The 15389-nt window shown below is 37.0% G+C and carries 15 protein-coding genes and 2 pseudogenes; all 17 read left to right on the plus strand.

Annotated elements, in window-relative coordinates; translation table 11 throughout:
- The first annotated feature begins 70 nt into the window (after nucleotides 1–70).
- The 17 genes and pseudogenes from GZH82_RS05605 (at nucleotide 71) to GZH82_RS05675 (ending at nucleotide 15385) form a co-directional block, all read left to right on the plus strand.
- Entirely contained in the window at nucleotides 71–541 is a 471-nt protein-coding gene (locus GZH82_RS05605; RefSeq protein WP_162681649.1) for a phage terminase small subunit P27 family, read from the plus strand.
- Complete coding sequence (locus GZH82_RS05610) at nucleotides 541–2244, plus strand: terminase large subunit (protein WP_162681650.1); 1704 nt, start codon at nucleotides 541–543, stop codon at nucleotides 2242–2244. The genes GZH82_RS05605 and GZH82_RS05610 overlap by 1 nt, the downstream gene beginning before the upstream one ends.
- A gap of 11 nt (nucleotides 2245–2255) precedes the next feature.
- Nucleotides 2256–2453, plus strand: coding sequence for a hypothetical protein (locus GZH82_RS05615; RefSeq protein ID WP_162681651.1), 198 nt, complete (start codon nucleotides 2256–2258; stop codon nucleotides 2451–2453).
- Between the two features lie 5 nt (nucleotides 2454–2458).
- Nucleotides 2459–3730 (plus strand): phage portal protein, encoded by a 1272-nt coding sequence (locus GZH82_RS05620; protein WP_203232854.1) that lies wholly within the window; start codon nucleotides 2459–2461, stop codon nucleotides 3728–3730.
- On the plus strand, nucleotides 3705–4277 hold the full coding sequence (locus GZH82_RS05625) for an HK97 family phage prohead protease (protein WP_162681652.1): 573 nt from the start codon (nucleotides 3705–3707) through the stop codon (nucleotides 4275–4277). The genes GZH82_RS05620 and GZH82_RS05625 overlap by 26 nt, the downstream gene beginning before the upstream one ends.
- 78 nt (nucleotides 4278–4355) lie before the next feature.
- Complete coding sequence (locus GZH82_RS05630; protein WP_162681653.1) at nucleotides 4356–5579, plus strand: phage major capsid protein; 1224 nt, start codon at nucleotides 4356–4358, stop codon at nucleotides 5577–5579.
- Nucleotides 5580–5594: 15 nt separating this feature from the next.
- Entirely contained in the window at nucleotides 5595–5753 is a 159-nt protein-coding gene (locus tag GZH82_RS13915) for a hypothetical protein (RefSeq protein ID WP_203232855.1), read from the plus strand.
- A 9-nt stretch (nucleotides 5754–5762) separates the two neighbouring features.
- A complete protein-coding gene (locus GZH82_RS05635; protein WP_162681654.1) occupies nucleotides 5763–6053 on the plus strand; it encodes a head-tail connector protein in 291 nt (96 codons plus the stop codon).
- A complete protein-coding gene (locus GZH82_RS05640; RefSeq protein ID WP_162681655.1) occupies nucleotides 6034–6366 on the plus strand; it encodes a phage head completion protein in 333 nt (110 codons plus the stop codon). Before GZH82_RS05635 ends, GZH82_RS05640 begins: the two co-directional genes overlap by 20 nt.
- Complete coding sequence (locus GZH82_RS05645) at nucleotides 6366–6743, plus strand: HK97-gp10 family putative phage morphogenesis protein (RefSeq protein WP_162681656.1); 378 nt, start codon at nucleotides 6366–6368, stop codon at nucleotides 6741–6743. Before GZH82_RS05640 ends, GZH82_RS05645 begins: the two co-directional genes overlap by 1 nt.
- Nucleotides 6740–7102: a hypothetical protein gene (locus GZH82_RS05650; protein WP_162681657.1), complete on the plus strand. Its 363-nt coding sequence runs from the start codon at nucleotides 6740–6742 to the stop codon at nucleotides 7100–7102. Before GZH82_RS05645 ends, GZH82_RS05650 begins: the two co-directional genes overlap by 4 nt.
- A gap of 11 nt (nucleotides 7103–7113) precedes the next feature.
- A complete protein-coding gene (locus GZH82_RS05655) occupies nucleotides 7114–8055 on the plus strand; it encodes a major tail protein (protein WP_162681658.1) in 942 nt (313 codons plus the stop codon).
- Nucleotides 8056–8121: 66 nt separating this feature from the next.
- Nucleotides 8122–8568 (plus strand): phage tail assembly chaperone G, encoded by a 447-nt coding sequence (gene gpG / locus GZH82_RS05660; protein WP_162681659.1) that lies wholly within the window; start codon nucleotides 8122–8124, stop codon nucleotides 8566–8568.
- 41 nt (nucleotides 8569–8609) lie between these two features.
- A complete protein-coding gene (gpGT, locus tag GZH82_RS13920; protein ID WP_164905402.1) occupies nucleotides 8610–8753 on the plus strand; it encodes a phage tail assembly chaperone GT in 144 nt (47 codons plus the stop codon).
- A 15-nt stretch (nucleotides 8754–8768) separates the two neighbouring features.
- A pseudogene (locus GZH82_RS05665) lies at nucleotides 8769–9767 on the plus strand (phage tail tape measure protein); the annotation flags it as partial.
- Nucleotides 9768–10028: 261 nt separating this feature from the next.
- Nucleotides 10029–13895 (plus strand): annotated as a pseudogene (locus GZH82_RS05670) (phage tail tape measure protein); the annotation flags it as partial.
- Nucleotides 13895–15385, plus strand: coding sequence for a phage distal tail protein (locus tag GZH82_RS05675; RefSeq protein WP_162681662.1), 1491 nt, complete (start codon nucleotides 13895–13897; stop codon nucleotides 15383–15385). The pseudogene GZH82_RS05670 and the gene GZH82_RS05675, both read left to right, overlap by 1 nt.
- Nucleotides 15386–15389: the final 4 nt, after the last annotated feature.

Raw genomic sequence — 15389 nt, forward strand, 5'->3', positions numbered from 1 at the left:
AGAACGGCGCCCACTCTTCTTCTCAAAGATTTCCCAATATTATTTAATTTTTAGTAGGAGGTGCTAATTTATGGCCGGTAGACCTAAAAAACTGCTCAATAATTCAACTAGAAATAACACCAAAGAAGAAATTTTAGAAAAAGAAAAGCAAGAAGCCGAATTAAGTAAGTTTTCAAAGATAAACGCTGAACCACCCGACTTTTTAGACGATATTGCAAAAGAAGAATATCGACGTGTAATTCCTTACATGCAAGAATTGCCTATTTCTAATTTAGATCAAGCACAACTAGCACAGTATTGTAGTTTCTATAGTGATTTTGTACAAGCGAGTGAGTTGATAACTAGAACAGGCGGTGTGGTTATTGAAACGGAAAAGGGTTCAAAGGTCAATCCTGCATTCACTGCAAAAGAAAAAGCAGGAACTCGAATGCAACAAGCAGCAAACACATTAGGATTAACGATTGATAGTCGTTTGCGTATCGTTGTGCCTGAAGAAAAAGAAGATGATGACCCATTTAAAGAATTTGTGAGTGATGACTAATGATTGACTACACGACTCTTTACGCACAAAAAGTTGTTAATGGCGATATATTAGCCAGTAAAAAGAATATAGCTGTTGCTAAACGCCATTTAAATGATTTGAAAAACCCGCCAGAGGGTTGTTATTGGGACGTTGAGAAAGCGAACAAAGCTATTAAGTTTATTGAGATGTTACCAGACCCTAAAACGAACGAACCTATGCCACTAATGCTATTTCAAAAATTTATTGTAGGTAGTATTTATGGTTGGCGTCGTAATGGGAGATACAGACGATATACAAAGGGCTATATTAGTATGTCGAGGAAACAGGGAAAGTCACTTACTGTTAGCGGAATTTCATTAAACGAATTACTTTTTGGACAATATCCTAAGTATAACCGGCAAATTTACGTATCATCTTCTACTTATAAGCAAGCACAAACTATTTTTAAAATGGCTAGTCAACAAATCAAGTTATTGCGTTCGCAAAGTGATTATATCCGTAAATCTACTGACGTTCGTAAAACTGATTTAGCACACATTGCGTCAGAAAGCGTATTTGAGCCACTATCAAACAATCCTGATGCTGTGGACGGTAAAGACCCAACTGTCGCAATTTTAGACGAGCTGGCGAGTATGCCGGACGATGAGATGTATTCACGTTTTAAAACAGGTATGACATTACAGAAGAACCCTCTCACTCTCTTAATTTCGACAGCGGGCGACAATTTGAATAGTCAGATGTACCAAGAATATAAGTACATTGCTAAAATTCTTTCAGGAGAAGTTAAAGCTGACAATTACTTTGTTTATTGCGCTGAAATGGACTCGGAGGAAGAAGTTAACGATGAATCACTGTGGGTTAAAGCGATGCCGTTACTTGAATCTGATGAGCATAGGGATACAATTCTACGTAATATTAAATCAGATATTCAAGATGAGTTAGAAAAAGGCACATCATTCCACAAGATACTGATTAAAAACTTTAACTTATGGCAGGCAAATAAAGAAGATAGTTTGATTAATATTAGCGAATGGGAATCAGTCGAAATTAATAAAAATGACTATAACCTTTACGGGCGTGATGTTTATATTGGTGTCGATTTATCACGTTTAGATGACTTGACTTCTGTTGGTTTTATTTTCCCAAACGATAATGAATCGGTTTTAATCGATAGTTATTCGTTCATAGGTTTACGAACCACATTAGAACAAAAAGCAAAGCGAGATAAGATTAATTATGAATATATAGTTAATCAAGGAGAAGCGGAAACGACGACATCAGAAAGTGGCATGATTGATTATAAACGTGTGATTGAATACATTTTGCAAGTTGTTGAGGAATATGACTTAAATGTTATTGCTGTTTGTTATGATCCATGGAATGCGCAGTCGTTTATCACAAGTTTGGAAACAATGATGATTGACTGGCCATTGATCGAAGTTGGGCAAAGCTTTAAAAGTCTATCGCAAACTATCAAGCAATTTAGAATGTGGGTAGCAGATAAAAAGGTACGTCATTTTGGAAATCATCTTCTTACTGTTGCAGTTAATAACGCGGTATTGATGTACGATGGTGAAGATAATGTAAAAATCAATAAGAAATTGAACAGGCAAAAGATTGACCCTATTATTTCGGTCATTACTGCATTTAGTGAGGCGAGAATGCATGAGTTCGAGACGGATTGGTCATCTATTTATGAAAGTGATGAGTTTGGTTTTTAGGAGGTGGCATCATGAATTTTGATAAAATATATACGTTTTTAAAGTTACTGGTTGCTAACATTGTTGGTATCCTTTTTTTATTGGGATTGATTACGGTTAATATTGCAGTTTATTTTGGTTATGGACTTGTAATTGGTTTAATTGTTACAGGTTCGTTCCTTATTTTAATCGCGCTGATTATTGACCGTGAATCTAAAGAAAGGAGGTAAATTGATTGGGTATTTTCTACAGAGAAAAACGTGAATTACAGTATAACGAAGATGATTTGCAGATGATGGTACAAACTTTACCAGGCTTTCAAGGGCAACCGATACGGAGCTATACAGACGTTGAAGCTATACAACACAGTGATATTTTTACCGCTGTCATGATGATTGCATCTGATTTAGCGCGTATGCCGATTCGCTTAACGAATAATGGCGAGATTGATTTTAATAACAAAATCACAAAACTTTTAAATATACGTCCTAATCCTTTTTATAACGGCTATATTTTTAAGTTAGTCGTGTTTGCTAACTCTCTACTTACATCGCATGGATATGTCGAAATATCGAGAGATAACAAAGGGAACCCAGTTAATCTTGCGTTTCGTAAGACATCTGAAATCGAGTTGAAATTGAGTCCATCTGGTCGTTATTTTTATGAATTTAAAAAAATAGATGATAACGGAAAATCGACATCACGCAAAATCAAATTCGAAGATATGCTTGATATTAAATTCTACTCGCTAGATGGTATTAACGGATTGTCGTTACTTGATACATTGAGCAAGACTATTGATTCTGATAATAACGGTAAAGACTTTCTAAACAACTTTTTAAGAAACGGTACACATGCAGGCGGAATACTCAAGATGAAAGGTGTGCTTAATGATAAAAAAGCACGCGAGAGAGCTAGAACAGAGTTTCACAAAGCATTTAGTGGTACAAAACAAGCAGGTAAGGTTGTTGTATTAGATGAATCGATGACTTTTGATCAATTAGAAGTTGATACTGAAGTTTTGAAATTGATTCGTGAAAATAAATCATCCACACGTGAGATTGCAGGCGTGTTTGGCATACCGTTGCATAAATTTGGTATTGAAACAACGAATATGAGCATTACAGACGCAAATTTAGACTATCTATCCACACTTAAACCTTATACAACGTGTGTATGTGCCGAGTTGAACTTCAAGTTTAACGATGAATTTACTGACGTTATACGAGAGTTCAAGTTTGATACAACTGAAATACGTGTTGTTGATGAGAAAACACAAGCTGAGATTGATAAGATTAATCTTGATAGTGGTAAAACGAATATCGATGAAGTGCGTATACGTGATGGATTACCACCCGTTCCAGGCGGTTATGGTAGTATCCACCGTGTTGATTTAAATCACGTCAACATTGAAATGGTTGATGATTATCAGATGAATAAATCACGTGGCACTGATAATAAATTGAAAGGTGGTGAGGAAAATGGAGAAGGAGACGAGAACAGGTAATATCGTTGAGGTTCGTTCTAATGATGATAATGACATGTTTATCGAGGGCTATGCTTTAAAATTCGACACATGGTCAGAAAATTTAGGTGGTTTTAAAGAAACTATCTCAAAACAAGCATTAGAAAACACTGATTTATCAGACGTACGTTGTTTAGTCGACCACTTACCATCTCAAATTATCGGTAGGACGACGGCGGGTACACTCGATTTAACTATTGATGACACAGGTTTGAAATATCGTTGTAAGTTACCAAACACAACATTTGCGCGTGATCTATATGAAAACATGCGAGTGGGCAATATTAACCAATGTTCATTTGGTTTTATGCTTGATAGCGACGGCGATGAAATGCGTTTCGATGAAAAAGAAGGTATTTACAAACGTACATTAAAGGCAATCCGAGAACTTACAGATGTGTCTGTTGTAACTTATCCCGCTTATAAAGATACAGACGTAAAACCTGCATTGAGAAGCATTGAGAACTTCGAACATGAAAAACGCAAAAACGAAATTAGACAAAGAATTGAAAAATTAAAAATTCGGTGAAGTTGAACACCGTAAAAAATACAACCATAAGACGTTTTAGACGTCTATTTTTTATGCAAAATTTTAGGAGGAAAATAAATGGACAAAATTCAAATCTTGCTTGGAAAAATTGAAGATACCAAGCGTCAAATTGATTTAAAAGTTAAATTTGCAACACGCGCACTTGATAATGATGAATTGGAGAAAGCTGAACAGTTGGAAGAAGAAATCTCTAACTTACGTTCAGAATTAAAAGCGAAAGAAGAAGAACTTGCCTCATTAAAAGACGAGGACGATAACACAGAATCAGATACAGTAACGGCTACTGACGAACGTTCTACTCGCTCACAAAATTTCAACGCTTTTGATTTAGGTGTTATTCCCGAAACTAAAGTAACGTCACAAGAAGTTCGTGATTTTACAGCTTATCTTGAATCACGTAACGACATTAAAGGTGGTTCATTAAAAACTGACTCAGGCTTTGTAGTAATCCCCGAAGAAATCGTTACAGACATCTTAAAGTTGAAAGAAGTTGAATTCAACTTAGATAAGTATGTAACAATTAAAAAAGTTACTAATGGATCAGGTAAATATCCAGTAGTACGTCAATCAGAAGTTGCAGCGTTACCGGAAGTTGAAGAACTTGCAGAAAACCCTGAACTTGCTGTAAAACCTTTCTTTGAGTTAGCTTACGACATCAAAACACGTCGTGGATATTTCCGAATTTCTCGAGAAGCAATCGAAGATAGCAAAATCAACGTGTTACAAGAATTGAAATTGTGGTTAGCACGTACAATCGCAGCAACACGTAACAAAGCAATCATCGATGTAATCCAAAAAGGTGGTAAAGGTGAAAAAGGCGAACAAACTAAATTAGAAACAATCCCTGCTACTGGTATCGATGGATTAAAAGACGCTGTTAACTTACACATCAAACCGAATTACGAACACAACGTTGCAATCGTATCACAAACAATGTTCGCAAAATTAGACAAAGCGAAAGACTTGTTAGGTAACTACTTAATCCAACCTGATGTGAAAGAGAAATCTCAACAACGCTTATTAGGCGCTAAAATTGAGATTTTACCAGATGAAATGCTTGGAGAAAAAGGTAACGAAAAACTTATTTTCGGTAACTTAAAAGACGCATTAGTGTTATTCGACCGTTCTCAATATCAAGCGGCTTGGACAGATTACATGCACTTTGGTGAGTGTTTAATGGTTGCAGTGCGTCAAGACGTACGTATTTTAGATTACAAATCCGCAATTGTTATTGATTATAAAGACCCTAAACCGCAAGAAGAAGAAGTTCAATCAATCTAAAGGAGTGGCTAAACAATGGCTAAATACAAAGTATTGACTAGCTATAAAGACAAACAGCTCTCTCGTGTTCTGAATGTAAATGATGTGGTTGAAATGACTGTAAAGCGTGCAAAAGAAGTCAATGAGAATTTGAAACCTAAAAACGGCATTCTAGAACGCATTGATAATAAGTAGGTGATTGCAGTGATTGATCTCGAACTATTAAAAAAGCATTGTAAAATCGACCATAATTTTGAAAACGACTTACTGGAAATGTATTACGAGTGGGCAAAACAGGATATAGCAGCAGCAATCACTGATGACCTTAATTGGTTAGAAACGCAACCGCTTTTTAAAGCTGCTATATTCCCGCTCACTGCTTATTATTATGAAAATCGAATCGCTTATACTGAGCGGAAATTAGACTATGCACCGCATATGGTTTTGAGTGTAGTGCATAAATTGAGGGACGCATATGCGGTTCGATTCGAATAGATTAAATGAGCGTGTAACGTTTTATGAAGATATCAGTAAGTCGATAAAAGGATTACCGCAAAAACCAATTACAAAAGAGTTATATAGTTGTTATGCATCTGTACAAGACGCGAAAGAGTCTGACACACAGACGAGTATTCAAAACAGTACAGAATTCATCAAAACAATTATTATACGCGATCCACGCGGTGATTATAATCCAACAAATAAGCATTACGTATTGCATGATGGTAATCGTTATGATGTGGTTTATGTCAAAAAGGATTATCAAGATAAATCATTCATACGTATTTATTGTAAGGTCGTGATTTGATGCCCGCAAAAATTAGTAGAAACGATATAGAACAAGGTCTTATGCGTCAACAACTTAATTTCAAGGCTAATCAAAAGCGTGTATTGCTTGCAGGAGCAATGTCATTGATACCCGCTTTAAGAAAAAACACGCCATTGAGCGATAGAAATAAACACGCTAAAGACCATATATCAGTATCTAATGTAAAAACAGATAAAGACAGCGGAGAAAGTTATGTGACGATCGGTTATACAAAAGGTTATGCGCATCGTATACATGCGACAGAGTTTGGAACAATGTATCAACAACCACAGTTATTCATTACAAAAACAGAAAAAGCAAACAGAGATACAGTATTTAAAGCGATGTCTACTGCTTTTAGGAGGTTGAATAAATGAATATTACAGAACTGATTTACGATACCATTGTTCAAAACGAAGATATAACCATTGATGATAATGTTTTTAGGTATGTCGTACCTCAAAACTTCCACACACATACTGACAAGCCTATTGTAAGGATTGTTCCGCTACCCTATCACTCTGATGAATATGCTGATGATACCGAATTAACGAGAGAGTATGACTTTCAAATAGACATTTGGTGGTCATCAGACGAGCCATACGAGCAAGCAGAATTGATTGTACAAGCATTAAAAGATATAAATTTCAAAACTTATTATAGAGAACCTTTGTACGAAGTCGAGACTCAGACGTTTCGGGAAATTATTCGTGCAAACGGTTCTCTTTTAATTTAGGAGGAAGATTAATGGAAAAATTAAAATTAAACTTGCAACATTTTGCAGAATCAACTGGCGTATCTGGTATCGCTATTGGTGTAACTAACTTTTATTGGGCGCCGATCGAAACTGATACAGATAAAGAATGGGAAGTTAAAGGCGGACATCGCACACGATTCTTGAAAGAAATCGAAGTTGACCGTCCACAAGAGACTGAAGAAGAGTACGGTGACAACATTGTTGCTGCAACTGCCGTTTCAAACGGTAAATTATCAGTTAAAACGACGTTCGTATCGATTCCGGCTGAGCAAAAAGCGTTTTTGGCAGGTGCTAAAAAAGGTGAAGGCGGTTTTAAATATGGTGCAAACGATATTCCGCCAGACGTGGCAGTTGTGTTTGAACGTACAAATCACGATGGTTCATCTGAATGGGTCGGTTTATTCAAAGGTAAATTCACACGCCCGTCATTAAGCGGACAAACTAAACAAGACAAAGTTGAATTCCAAAATGATGAGGTTGAAGGCTCATTTGTTGACCGTTTGTTTGATGAATCATCACATGTAACTGGATTCGACAAAAAAGGCGAACATAAAGGACGCGACTACGTTTTCACTGAAACATTTGGTAAAACGTTTGATGAATTTATCAAAGATTTGAATCAGGATCTAGAAATGGAATCGGTGGAAAAAGCGATGCCGGGAAAGCAGAATGAGGAAAGCGTTAGAAGTGTAACACTTTCCAAAGAATCTACTACAATTAAGAAAGGTAAAACTGAACAATTAGTAGTTACTACTGCTCCTGTGGGCAAAACAGTTACTTATCGAGTAACGGAAGGTAGTCAGTTCATCAGTGTGAATAACAGTGGTTTAGTTACGGCTAAAGCAGTAGGACGCGGTGTAGTTACAGCTACATCAGGTAACCAAAGTGACACTATTAGTGTCGAAGTACAAGACGAAGTACAATCTATCTAATTTAAGAGGGGGCTACCCCTCTTTTATTTTTGCGCAAAAATAAAAAAATGAAAGTAGGAATCTAATATGGCGAGACCATCAATTGAATTAATTACTGGATACACAAAAGCAGGTAAACCACAGACAAAAAAATACTTAGCAAAACCAATCATTACACTATTCGACACAATTCAAGGGACTAAATTAGCAAAAAAAATGCAAAACTTTTACGCGGATTCTGATTTTAAAGAGTTGACGGAAGAAGAATACGCAAGTTTATCAGAAACAGAAAAAGCAGAATACAACGACAAGTTGCAAGAACAAGAGAAGAGAATGCTTGAAATGTTTGATGCGATTGAAGAAATTACGACTTTTATTGCAGAAATGTTTGGCAATCAATTCACATCAGAAGAATTACAAAAAGGTTTAGAAAGCGGGGATAAAGGTTTTGAGACGCTTTCTGAAGTTCTAGGCTCACTAATTGCAGGAGATGTGGACGAAACAAAAAAGTTCGTGACCGAGAACACGAAATAGACCCTGATGACCTTACACCAGAGGGACAATATAAAAATTATATGAAACTAGCAAAGAAGTTAATTGAAGAAGGCATGGACCCCGATAAAGTCGCGAACATGCCTATTCACTTCTTTTTAAATATTGTCGCGTCGGAAGTAGAAACAAAGAAAAAGGCTAAAAGTTTTGCAGAAATATTTGGCTAGAAAGGAGGTTACGCTATGGCAAATCCTATAGGTAATATGGTCATACGTGTTGACTTGGACGGCTCAGGCTTTAATAAAGGCATTGCAGGTTTAAACCGTCAAATGCGAATGGTCTCGCGTGAGATGAGCGCTAATTTATCACAGTTTGGACGCTATGATAAATCTTTAGAGAAATCAAGGTTGAAAGTTGAGGGATTAACTAAGCGTCAACAATTGCAAACACAAAAAGTTAAAGAATTAAAGGCACAATATAATCGTCTATCCGCTGAAACCGGAGAAAATAGCGCTAAAACACAAGCTGCTGCTGCTAAATACAATCAAGCTTATGCAGAGTTAAATAAGTATGAGCGAGAGTTACAAGAAGCAACGAACGAAATGAAAAAGATGGAAACGCAACAACGTGCTTTGAATACTTCTATGGGAAAAATCGGTTCAAATTTATCGAAATGGGGACCGAAATTCCAAGAAATCGGACGTAGTATGCAGTCCATTGGTCGTAACATGAGTTTGTATGTAACTGCTCCAGTTGTAGCCGGTTTTGGTGCGGCAGCAAAGAAAAGCATAGACTTTGACGACTCTATGCGTAAAGTTAAAGCCACATCGGGTGCAACAAGCGGAGAATTCCAACAACTCCGCGATAAAGCGTTGGAAATGGGTGCAAAAACTAAGTTTAGTGCCAGTCAATCAGCAGAAGCTTTGAATTACATGGCCTTAGCCGGGTGGGATACCAAAGATATGCTTAACGGTATCGATGGCGTCATGCAGTTAGCGGCAGCTTCAGGCGAAGATTTAGGACAAGTGAGCGATATCGTAACTGACTCGTTAACAGCATTCGGTTTGAAAGCTAAAGATAGCGGTCACTTTGCTGATGTGTTAGCACAAACAAGCTCTAAAGCAAATACTGACGTTCGCGGTATGGGTGAAGCCTTCAAATATGCAGCACCAGTAGCAGGGGCGTTAGGATACACTGTGGAAGATACATCAATAGCCATTGGTTTAATGAGTAATGCGGGTATAAATATGCTCGAACACACAGTAATGTGTGCGTAGAAATCGGTGAATTCGGTAGAGGTTAAGGTGGTAAAACACTATATTAATACCGAGCCAAGCGTGTGAACGTTCAAAAAGTAACACGAAGGTGTAGAGACTAAAAGTTGAACTAGAACAAGTAATAATACTTTCACGAGCGCCGATTATCCTATTAGGATAAAGATATAGTCCGACACTCAAAGGAAACTTTGAGATTATAGGGTAAACTCCTATAAATAACTGTTGATTAAAGGTGAAAAAGCAGGTACAGCATTACGTACTATGTTTACTAACCTAGCAAAACCTACAAAAGCGATGAAAAACCAAATGGACGAGTTAGGTATATCCATTACAGACAGTCAAGGTAACATGTTACCTATGCGCGACGTTATGGATCAATTGCGTGGTAAGTTTAAAGGCTTGTCTAAAGACCAACAAGCAAGCGCAGCAGCTACGATTTTCGGTAAGGAAGCGATGAGTGGTGCATTAGCTGTTATTAATGCTTCTGATGAGGATTACAAAAAATTGACGAAGTCTATCGATAATTCAACAGGTGCATCTAAACGAATGTCCGATGAAATGGAAGGCGGTATTGGTGGCTCTATTCGAAAGATGAAATCAGCTTTTGAGTCACTCGCGATTAGTATTGGTGATGTGTTAGCCCCTCATATACGTAGATTAGCTGACCTTTTAGCAGCATTAGCAACAAACTTTACTAATATGCCTGGTTTTGTAAAAACGGCAGTTGTTGGTTTTGGTTTGTTTGCAGCTGCATTAGGACCGGTCATTCTAGCAACTGGTTTATTCACTTCAGCAATAGGAAGTATCGCAGGTGTTGTAGGACCTGCGATGTTAGCGGTGTCTAAAGCGGGCGGAGTTATGGCTTTATTAGGTACCAAAGCGCCATTAGCAGCGAAAGGTTTAACGCTTGTCGGCGGTGCGTTTAAATTTATGCTTGGTCCAGTCGGATTAGCAATTTCCGCAATTTTTGCTATCGGTACAGCGTTCGTTATTGCTTATAAAAAATCTGAAACATTCAGAAGCATTGTAAATAAAGTAATCAATCCAGTTGTTTCAGGTTTCAAAGGTCTTTGGAATGTAGCAAAAAACGTTTTTGATTCATTGAAAAATCTCTTCTCAGGAAATTCCTTACCTACAGTCGATTTACTATCCAAAATCATGCCTAAAGAAACAGCAACCAAAGTCTCAGCAACTTTAATGCAAGTGAGACAAACATTCATCAACGCATTCAGTGATATATGGAATTTTGGTCAGGAAATAGGTCGAAAACTTACTTCTTTCTGGAAAGAAAATGGTGATGATCTAATTCAAGCATTCGTGAATATTGGCAACTTTTTTAAAGGTTTCTTTGTTGAACTTAAAAATTTAATAGGTCCTAATTTACGTGAATTAGGTACTTTAGTTAAAACGGTATTCATGAATGTAATTGTGCCGACAATCAAAATAGCAATGCAGATTATTTGGAGTGTCATGAAATTTTTATGGCCACTTATAAAGACATTGATTGTGGATACTTGGAATAATATCAAGGGGATTATAAAAGGCGCATTAGACGTTATATTGGGTATTGTTAAAGTTTTTAGTGGCATTTTTACAGGTCAATGGGGCAAAGCATGGTCCGGTGTCAAACAGATTTTCAGTGGTGCATTAACGCTAATTTGGAATTTGATTCAATTATGGTTAATAGGTAAGATTCTCAAAGTGGTAAAAGTATTTGCAGGATTGTTTAAAGGTGCATTCAGTGCTCTATTCAAAGGCGCAAAAAATATTGTAACATCATCACTTAAATTTATTTGGTCGATAGTTAGCAATATTTTTGGAAAAATTTCTTCATTCACACGTAATATTTTCGGTAAACTTTCTAATTTTATAAAAAATATATGGAGTTCGATTCGTGATTCAGTGGTGAATATAGTAAAATCGCTTTGGTCTCGAATACGAAATATCTGGAATTCTTTATATAAAGGTTCTCGCAATACTTTTAATAATCTGAAAAAATGGTTAACGAATTTGTGGTCATCGTTAAGGAATAGGGTTGTTGACACAGTATCGAATATGTGGTCTCGAATCAAAGGAATTTTTAACAATTTATATAGCGGGACACGCAATATTTTTGATCGCGTCAGAAATTCGATAGTTGATAAGTGGCGCTCCATTAGAAAATCCGTAACTGATATTGTCTCAAAATTATGGGGTTCGGTGCGACGAACTTTTAATAATATGTCTGATGGTTTACGTAATATCATAGGAAAAATTAAAGACCATATAGGTGGTATGACAGGTGCCGTTAAAAAAGGGATAAATGGTTTGATTGATGGTCTAAATGGTATTGGTAAACATTTAAGTCTACCTAAGATACCTAGATTGTCAACCGGTACACAACGTATTAACAGACACGTCAAAACAACTCATGACGGACGATTAAAAGAAGGTACTATGGCAGTTGTAGGTGACAGAGGTCGAGGAAATGGTAAAGGTATTGATGGTCGACGCGAGTTGATTCAATATCCGAATGGACGCACAGTACTCACACCTGCAAAAGATACAACGACATGGCTTCCTAAAGGGTCACGCGTTATTAGTGGTAGTCAAAGACAAGGTATGACTGGTATACCTAAATTAAATATAGGTACTTGGTTCGGTAATGCTAAAAACTGGTTGTCAGAAAAGGCGAGCTTTATTGGTGGCAAGGTTGGAGATGTAAGTAAATGGATTACAGATAAAATCGGTGACGTTATGGACTTCATTGACAATCCAGGAAAACTACTAAATAAAGTGTTAAGTGGTTTAGGTATTAACTTCGATTCCATTACTAAAGGCATGGGCATTGTTGGCGACATTACTCGCGGTGCTTGGAAAAATATTAAAAAGGCAGCAACGAAATGGATTGAAGAAGGCTTCAACTCAATAGGCGGAGAGTTTGTCGGTGGTGTTTTAGACCCTGATAAAATCAATTACCATTATGGTCATACTGCTGCGTACACAGCTGCAACTGGTCGTCCTTTCCATGAAGGTGTCGACTTCCCGTTTGTTTATCAAACTGTACGTACACCTATGGGCGGACGTGTGGCTAGACAAGCATTTATGCCAGGCGGATATGGTAACTGGGTTAAAGTTATTGGTGGAGCAATGGAATTAATCTTTGCTCACCTCAAAAACTTCAGCAAAACACCAGCAAGTGGAAAAACTGTCAAAGCTGGTGACGTTATCGGTTTAACTGGTAATACAGGTTTTAGTACAGGGCCACACTTGCATTTCGGTATTAGAAAAAACGGAAGAGACATTGACCCTGAGCCTATTTTGAGAGAAGCAAAACGGAAAGGTAAATTAGGTGGCATGGGTGGCGGTAAAGGTTATCCTGCCGGCTCAGGTGCAGCATATGCAAGTCGTGTTATCAGTCAAGCGCAGAGTATTCTTGGTGGTCGATATAAGTCACGTTACATTCACGAACAAATGATGCGTGTGGCTAAACGTGAGTCAAACTATCAACCTAACGTAGTAAACAACTGGGATATCAATGCTTTACGTGGCGATCCATCACGTGGGTTGTTCCAAATTATTGGAAGTACATTCCGTGCTAATGCAAAACCTGGTTACAATAATTTTAGCAATCCATTGCATCAAGCAATCTCAGCAATGCGATATATCGTTGCTCGTTATGGTTGGGGTGGATTCAAACGCGCTGGTGACTATGCTTACGCGACAGGTGGATTAGTTCACAAAGGATTATATCAATTAGGAGAAGAAGGTTACCCCGAATGGATTATTCCAACTGATCCATCACGTGCTAGTGACGCAGCAAAATTATTAGCGTTAGCTAGTAAGGATATTAGCAAAAATAAACGTCCGAAAAACTTTAATAACACTACTATCGGAAATGACAACGACAGTAACAGTAAACTTGAAAGCAAGCTAGATACTATGATTGGCTTACTGATTAAGCTAGTCGGAAGTAATGAGGAAATCGCAGACAAAGACTATACTCCTATTATTGACAATTTCGGATTGAAAGACTTTATCAATGTAATAATGGATAAGCGTGAACGTGATAAGTCACGTAAAGGTAGATATGGCGGAGGTGCTTTAATTTAATGAATGACACAATTTTAGTTAATGGTAAGTCACTTCCGTGGCTTTATGTACAAAGAGGGTTTAAAATACCCTCTTTTAATTATGAAGTGAAAACAGATGCAGTAAGTGGACGAGCAGGCAGTGTGTTCAAATCTAGGGAATTATCAGAACATAGATTTGATTTGCCGTTAGTCATACACAATGATTATCTTGCTCATAGCGGCATAAAATCGCATGACGATATTTTAAGTGAATTAGTTGAGTTTTTCGATTTTGATAAATCTGTAAAACTCCAATTTAAATCAAAAAAATGGTACTGGAACGTTTACTTTGAGGGTCCATTAGAAATAAACAGTAAAACTGAAAACAATATTAATGTTGTAACAATCAAAGTCGTTCTCGCTGATCCATACAAATATGCTGTTGAAGGAAGTCAAAACACAGCGATTAGCGACGCCGTTTCAGTAGTTAATTCTGGAACGACAGACACACCAATTATTGTGGAAGCAAGAGCGTTACAGAATTCCAATTATTTTATGATTTCAAAAGGCGACGAGGATTATTTCATGATTGGTGATGACGACTTAGATAAGCCGTTAAAAGATTATTCGCCTTTGATTTTGGAGGATGAATTCAAAACTTTAAACGGTTGGACAAGGATAGCAAATGGTAACATCGTCGATAATATTTTAGGTGGCATTGTTGGAGGCACATATAAGCTTGAAAAAAATAAAGAAGGCTTTGAATTAGCAAGTTTTCCCGAAGGTAAAGATTGGGTCGGAGCGCAGTATAAAAAAGGTTTTTCTAAAAGCCTTATCGATTTTAAGATAATTGTTAAAGGGATAATTTATCAAAAAATTAAAGGGGCTGGTAAGATAGCTTACCACATTTACGACACCGATAACCGTTTAATAGCTGTACTAGGCTATTTAAATTCTGCTGAGACGTCGGCTAATGGTAAATTTATAGTTAGTTTGTTTAATCAGAGCGGTGACATGATTAAAATTTTTGAAGCAAGAAACGTACCTCTCGTTAATAAAATGGAAACGTTAATTATATATATGTCATTAGAACGTATCTCCACCAATTTCAGAATAAAGGTGTGGTTATATCATCATGAAAAAGACGCTAATCGTACCAAACCACTACAAATTGCCGATAAAACGTATACAGATTCAGGAAATTTTTATCAACGTCCTGTAGCATCAATTGGTGTTTATGAAGCTAAAAATGGAGCATCACCACGTATGATGAGAATGCATCCTTTAGGCATTTATCTTTATCAAAAACTACCTAAACCCCCAAGTGCTCGTGACATGATTATAAAGAAAGGCGATCTAATAAGAATTGATACTCATACACAAAATGTACTTGTCAACGAAGAGTCGTTCTTGTCCGAAAAAATGTTTGGTAGTAATTATTTCAATGTTGATAAAGGACATACAGAACTCGTTATTAATCCGCCTGGAATTTTTGATACAACTGTGAAATGGCAAGACAGATTCTTATAGAAAG

It is taken from the genome of Staphylococcus sp. MI 10-1553 (genome assembly GCF_010365305.1).
Classification (GTDB): Bacteria; Bacillota; Bacilli; order Staphylococcales; family Staphylococcaceae; genus Staphylococcus.

Excerpts from the sequence above, each read along its gene's own strand:
- GZH82_RS05605 (WP_162681649.1), top strand. The coding sequence starts at position 71 with ATGGCCGGTAGACCTAAAAAACTGCTCAATAATTCAACTAGAAATAAC.
- GZH82_RS05610 (WP_162681650.1), top strand. The coding sequence starts at position 541 with ATGATTGACTACACGACTCTTTACGCACAAAAAGTTGTTAATGGCGAT.
- GZH82_RS05615 (WP_162681651.1), top strand. The coding sequence starts at position 2,256 with ATGAATTTTGATAAAATATATACGTTTTTAAAGTTACTGGTTGCTAAC.
- GZH82_RS05625 (WP_162681652.1), top strand. The coding sequence starts at position 3,705 with ATGGAGAAGGAGACGAGAACAGGTAATATCGTTGAGGTTCGTTCTAAT.
- GZH82_RS05630 (WP_162681653.1), top strand. The coding sequence starts at position 4,356 with ATGGACAAAATTCAAATCTTGCTTGGAAAAATTGAAGATACCAAGCGT.
- GZH82_RS13915 (WP_203232855.1), top strand. The coding sequence starts at position 5,595 with ATGGCTAAATACAAAGTATTGACTAGCTATAAAGACAAACAGCTCTCT.
- GZH82_RS05640 (WP_162681655.1), top strand. The coding sequence starts at position 6,034 with ATGCGGTTCGATTCGAATAGATTAAATGAGCGTGTAACGTTTTATGAA.
- GZH82_RS05645 (WP_162681656.1), top strand. The coding sequence starts at position 6,366 with ATGCCCGCAAAAATTAGTAGAAACGATATAGAACAAGGTCTTATGCGT.
- GZH82_RS05650 (WP_162681657.1), top strand. The coding sequence starts at position 6,740 with ATGAATATTACAGAACTGATTTACGATACCATTGTTCAAAACGAAGAT.
- GZH82_RS05655 (WP_162681658.1), top strand. The coding sequence starts at position 7,114 with ATGGAAAAATTAAAATTAAACTTGCAACATTTTGCAGAATCAACTGGC.
- gpG (WP_162681659.1), top strand. The coding sequence starts at position 8,122 with ATGGCGAGACCATCAATTGAATTAATTACTGGATACACAAAAGCAGGT.
- gpGT (WP_164905402.1), top strand. The coding sequence starts at position 8,610 with ATGAAACTAGCAAAGAAGTTAATTGAAGAAGGCATGGACCCCGATAAA.
- GZH82_RS05675 (WP_162681662.1), top strand. The coding sequence starts at position 13,895 with ATGAATGACACAATTTTAGTTAATGGTAAGTCACTTCCGTGGCTTTAT.